At 61.7% G+C, this 3620-nt stretch carries 4 protein-coding genes; all 4 read left to right on the top strand.

The annotated features are described in order from the left end of the window. A partial coding sequence (locus V6M39_RS01005; protein WP_332641787.1) for an MCE family protein occupies positions 1-670 on the top strand: 670 nt, incomplete at its 5' end. After that, entirely contained in the window at positions 667-1764 is a 1098-nt protein-coding gene (locus V6M39_RS01000) for an MCE family protein (protein WP_332641786.1), read from the top strand. The genes V6M39_RS01005 and V6M39_RS01000, both read left to right, overlap by 4 nt. After that, positions 1761-2762: an MCE family protein gene (locus V6M39_RS00995; protein WP_332641785.1), complete on the top strand. Its 1002-nt coding sequence runs from the start codon at positions 1761-1763 to the stop codon at positions 2760-2762. The genes V6M39_RS01000 and V6M39_RS00995 overlap by 4 nt, the downstream gene beginning before the upstream one ends. Next, positions 2759-3620 (top strand): MCE family protein (locus V6M39_RS00990; RefSeq protein ID WP_332641784.1); only part of this gene is annotated, 862 nt, incomplete at its 3' end. The genes V6M39_RS00995 and V6M39_RS00990, both read left to right, overlap by 4 nt.

Genomic DNA, 3620 nt, shown 5'->3' with positions numbered 1-3620 from the left:
GGGCACCAAGTTGTCCAACAGCCTCACGTCCTTCACCAAGGCGAACGGCGAAAACCTTGCAACGCTCGCGAAGGAGAGCCGCCCTATCCTCGAGACCGTCGGCACCTACTCGACCACGTTCCCCTGCTTCCTCAAGGCGATGGGCAAGCTCATCCCGCGACTCGACAGCGCCTATCGCGAAGGCATGCTTCACATCAACGTCGAGGTCATCGCCCAGGCGGATGCCTACGCGCCCAACGAAAACCTGGTGGCGTCGAAGGACCTCTTTGACGCAGCTTCAAGCGGACCTGCGGCCAAGAATGGTGACGACATCCGTGCCGACAACGCCGCCGTGCCGTCGTGCCTCGACCTCAACGAGATCAACAAGGGCGATGAGTCCGCCTCCAACCAGGACGACCCGTTCAGCATCCCGGCGTCGGTCTACAAGCTTGTCGGCATCAAGTCCGATCACGGCAAGTTCGGCGCACCCTCAGAGTTCAACCGCGCTGCTGCTGTGTCGCTGGCCGACCTGGTGCAGCCCAGCGTCGTCGGCATCGACTCTGAGAGCGAGCGTTCAGAGCTCAACATCCTCCTCGGGACGAGCCTCGGCATGAACCCTTCCGACGTGCCTGACATCGGCTCCCTGTTGGTCGGCCCCATGCTCCGCGGATCGGGGGTGTCGCTCTCATGAAGCAGATCGACGGCCAGTCCATCTCCGCAGCCATCAAGCTCGGCTTCTTCTTCGCCTTCACCGGCATTTCGACGTTGATCCTCGCGCTGACCCTGAGCAATGGCTCATTCGGTGACCGCCAGGAATACAAGGCGATGTTCAGCGACGTGACGGGTATGGCCAAGGGCGATGACATCCGTATCGCCGGTGTCGCCGTCGGTTCGGTCAAGAAGGTCGAGATCGTCAACCGCGACAAGGCGCTCGTGACGTTCGGTGTCGACTCCGACGTTCCGCTGACGGCCAACACGTTCGCGACCATCAAGTTCCGCAACCTCGTTGGCCAGCGCTACATCTCGCTGAGCCAGGGCGCTGATGGTGCGAAGTCGACGCTCAAGCCCGGCAGCATCATTCCGGAGGAGCGCACGCAGGAAGCTCTCGACCTCAATGTCCTGCTCAACGGGTTCAAGCCCGTCTTCCAGGCGCTGTCGCCCGGTGACACCAACAAGTTCGCGTACGAGATCGTGCAGACCTTCCAGGGCGAGGCTGGCAATGTCTCGAATCTTCTCGAGCGCACCTCATCGCTGACCAACACCCTTGCGGGCCGTGATCAGCTCATCGGTGACGTCATCACCAACCTGAGCGAGGTGCTCGACACGGTGGGCAGCCGGGACCAGGAGCTGACCGACACGATCGACACGCTTCAGCAGTTCGTCACTGGGCTCAAGGATGATCGCGACGCGATTCTCAACTCAGTCGATGCAATCTCCGACCTCACCGACGAGACATCTGACTTGCTGGTGCAGGGCCGCCCGGCCATCGTCGAGGACATCAAGCAGCTCAACGCGTTGACCAAGAACCTCAGCACCAGCAAGAACTTGAGCACGCTCGAGAACTCGATCAAGATCTTCCCGATCAAGATCTCGAAGCTCGGCAACGCCGCATCCTCGGGCTCTGAGTTCAACTTCTTCCTGTGCGAGATCCAGGGCAGCATCACGCTGCCTGAGGTCAAGGTCGGCACGACCGTGATCCTGCCCGAGACACATCTCGAGCTCACCGGAGACAGTGGCCTCGCCGTCGGCGGCGAACGATGCAACCAGCCGGGGTACACCAAATGATCACTCCATTCCGCGAGCGCAACCCGGTGATGATCGGCGTCATCGGCATCGCCGTGATCGCCATGATGATGCTCGCCGCATTCCGCGCTGACCGTCTGCCGATCATCGGCAGCGGCGACACCTATCACGCTCAGTTCGCCGAGATCGGCGCGCTCAAGACCGGCAATGAGGTGCGCGTCGCTGGTGTCTCGATCGGCAAGGTCAACAAGATCGAGCTCGCCGGTGACAAGGTTCTCGTCTCGTTCAAGATCGACAAGGGCACCAAGTTCGGCACTGAGACGGGCGCCGACATTCGCGTGCGTACTCTGCTCGGCGCCGAATACCTCGCCATCACGCCTGCGGGACCCGGTCAGCTGCCCAAGGGCTCAACGATCCCGTTGGAGCGGACGATCGCGCCGTACGACGTGGTCCAGGCGTTCTCCGACCTCAGCAAGACGACTGACGCACTTGATGTGCCGCAGCTCGGCGAGGCGCTCAACACTCTCGGTGAGATCGCGGCCGAGACGCCGGAGGAGTTCCGCGGAGCGCTCAAGGGTGTCTCGGATCTTTCGGTCAACCTTGCCGCTCGTGACAGCCAGATCAACACCTTGCTGGTGAGCCTCAAGAAGGTCACCGGCGTCCTCAACTCCCGCAACGACGAGCTCGTGACGCTGTTCAAGGACTCCGACACGCTGTTCAGGGCGATCAGCGATCGACGTGACTCGATCCATCGACTCCTGGTCTCGACTCAGGCCATTTCGAAGGAGCTCACTGCGCTGGTCAAGGGCACGAAGGCAGATCTCAAGCCCGCCCTGGATCAGCTCCTGGTTGTCACGGACATGCTTCGCAAGAACGAGGCGAGTCTCGACGAGGCTCTCCGCCAATTCCCGGCATTCCTGCGACTGTTCTCCAACTCGCTCGGAACCGGCCCGTGGTTCGACACCTACCTCGGTGGTGCTGCGTCGGCCGCAGGTCTCCGCAAACAACTTGAAGATGCGATTGCGGGGGCGGGCGAATGAGCATCAACGGACTGGCCCAGCGCTTCGCAGGCATCTCGAAGGTCCTGACGGCATTCATCGTCCTGGTCCTGCTGTTGGCTGCGGCACTCGTGCTCAACCAGGGCGACGGCAAGCGCTACATCACCGTCGACTTCGAGCAGACCAACTCGGTCTACAAGGGATCTGACGTCAAGATCCTTGGAGTACCCGTCGGGCGAGTCGAGAAGCTGACGCCTCGAGGAGACGTCGTTCGCGTCAAGATCTCTTACGACGGCGACGTCAAGCTCCCCAACGACGTGAAGGCAGTTGTCGTGTCGCCGTCGATCGTGGGTGATCGCTTCGTTCAGCTCGCTCCCGCCTACAGCGGTGGCGCAGTGCTCAAGGACAACGCGTTCATTTCGATCGACCGCACAGCTGTTCCGATCGAGCTCGACGCGATCTACCAGTCGCTGGACGATCTCGCCGTGGCACTTGGCCCCAAGGGTGCCAACAAGGATGGCGCTCTCAGCAGCTTCATCAGCGACTCTGCCAAGCAGCTCGACGGTCAGGGTGCACAGCTCAACGAGACGATCCAGAACTTCGGCAAGCTCAGCAAGACGCTCTCCAACAACAAGGAAGAGCTGTTTGGCAGCCTGCGCGAGGTCGAGGAGTTCGTGACTCTGCTTCGCACGAACGACGCCACCGTGCGGGCGTTCAACGACAGCACGGCCAAGGTCTCGACGGTGCTCGAGGGCGAGCGCGAAGACCTGGCGGGAACACTCAAGGCCCTCAGCATTGCCCTGGTCAACGTCAACTCGTTGGTCAAGGAGAACCGCGGCGCCCTCAAGGACAACATCGACAACATCGGCTCGCTCGCGGCGCTGTTGGCCAAGCACAAGA

Source organism: Aeromicrobium sp. (genome assembly GCF_036675695.1).
Lineage (GTDB): Bacteria > Actinomycetota > Actinomycetes > Propionibacteriales > Nocardioidaceae > Aeromicrobium.
Note: the sequence above shows the minus strand (reverse complement) of the source record. Positions and strands in the feature narration are given on the sequence as shown.

Coding starts and splice junctions, on each gene's coding strand:
- V6M39_RS01000 (WP_332641786.1), top strand. CDS start 667: ATGAAGCAGATCGACGGCCAGTCCATCTCCGCAGCCATCAAGCTCGGC.
- V6M39_RS00995 (WP_332641785.1), top strand. CDS start 1,761: ATGATCACTCCATTCCGCGAGCGCAACCCGGTGATGATCGGCGTCATC.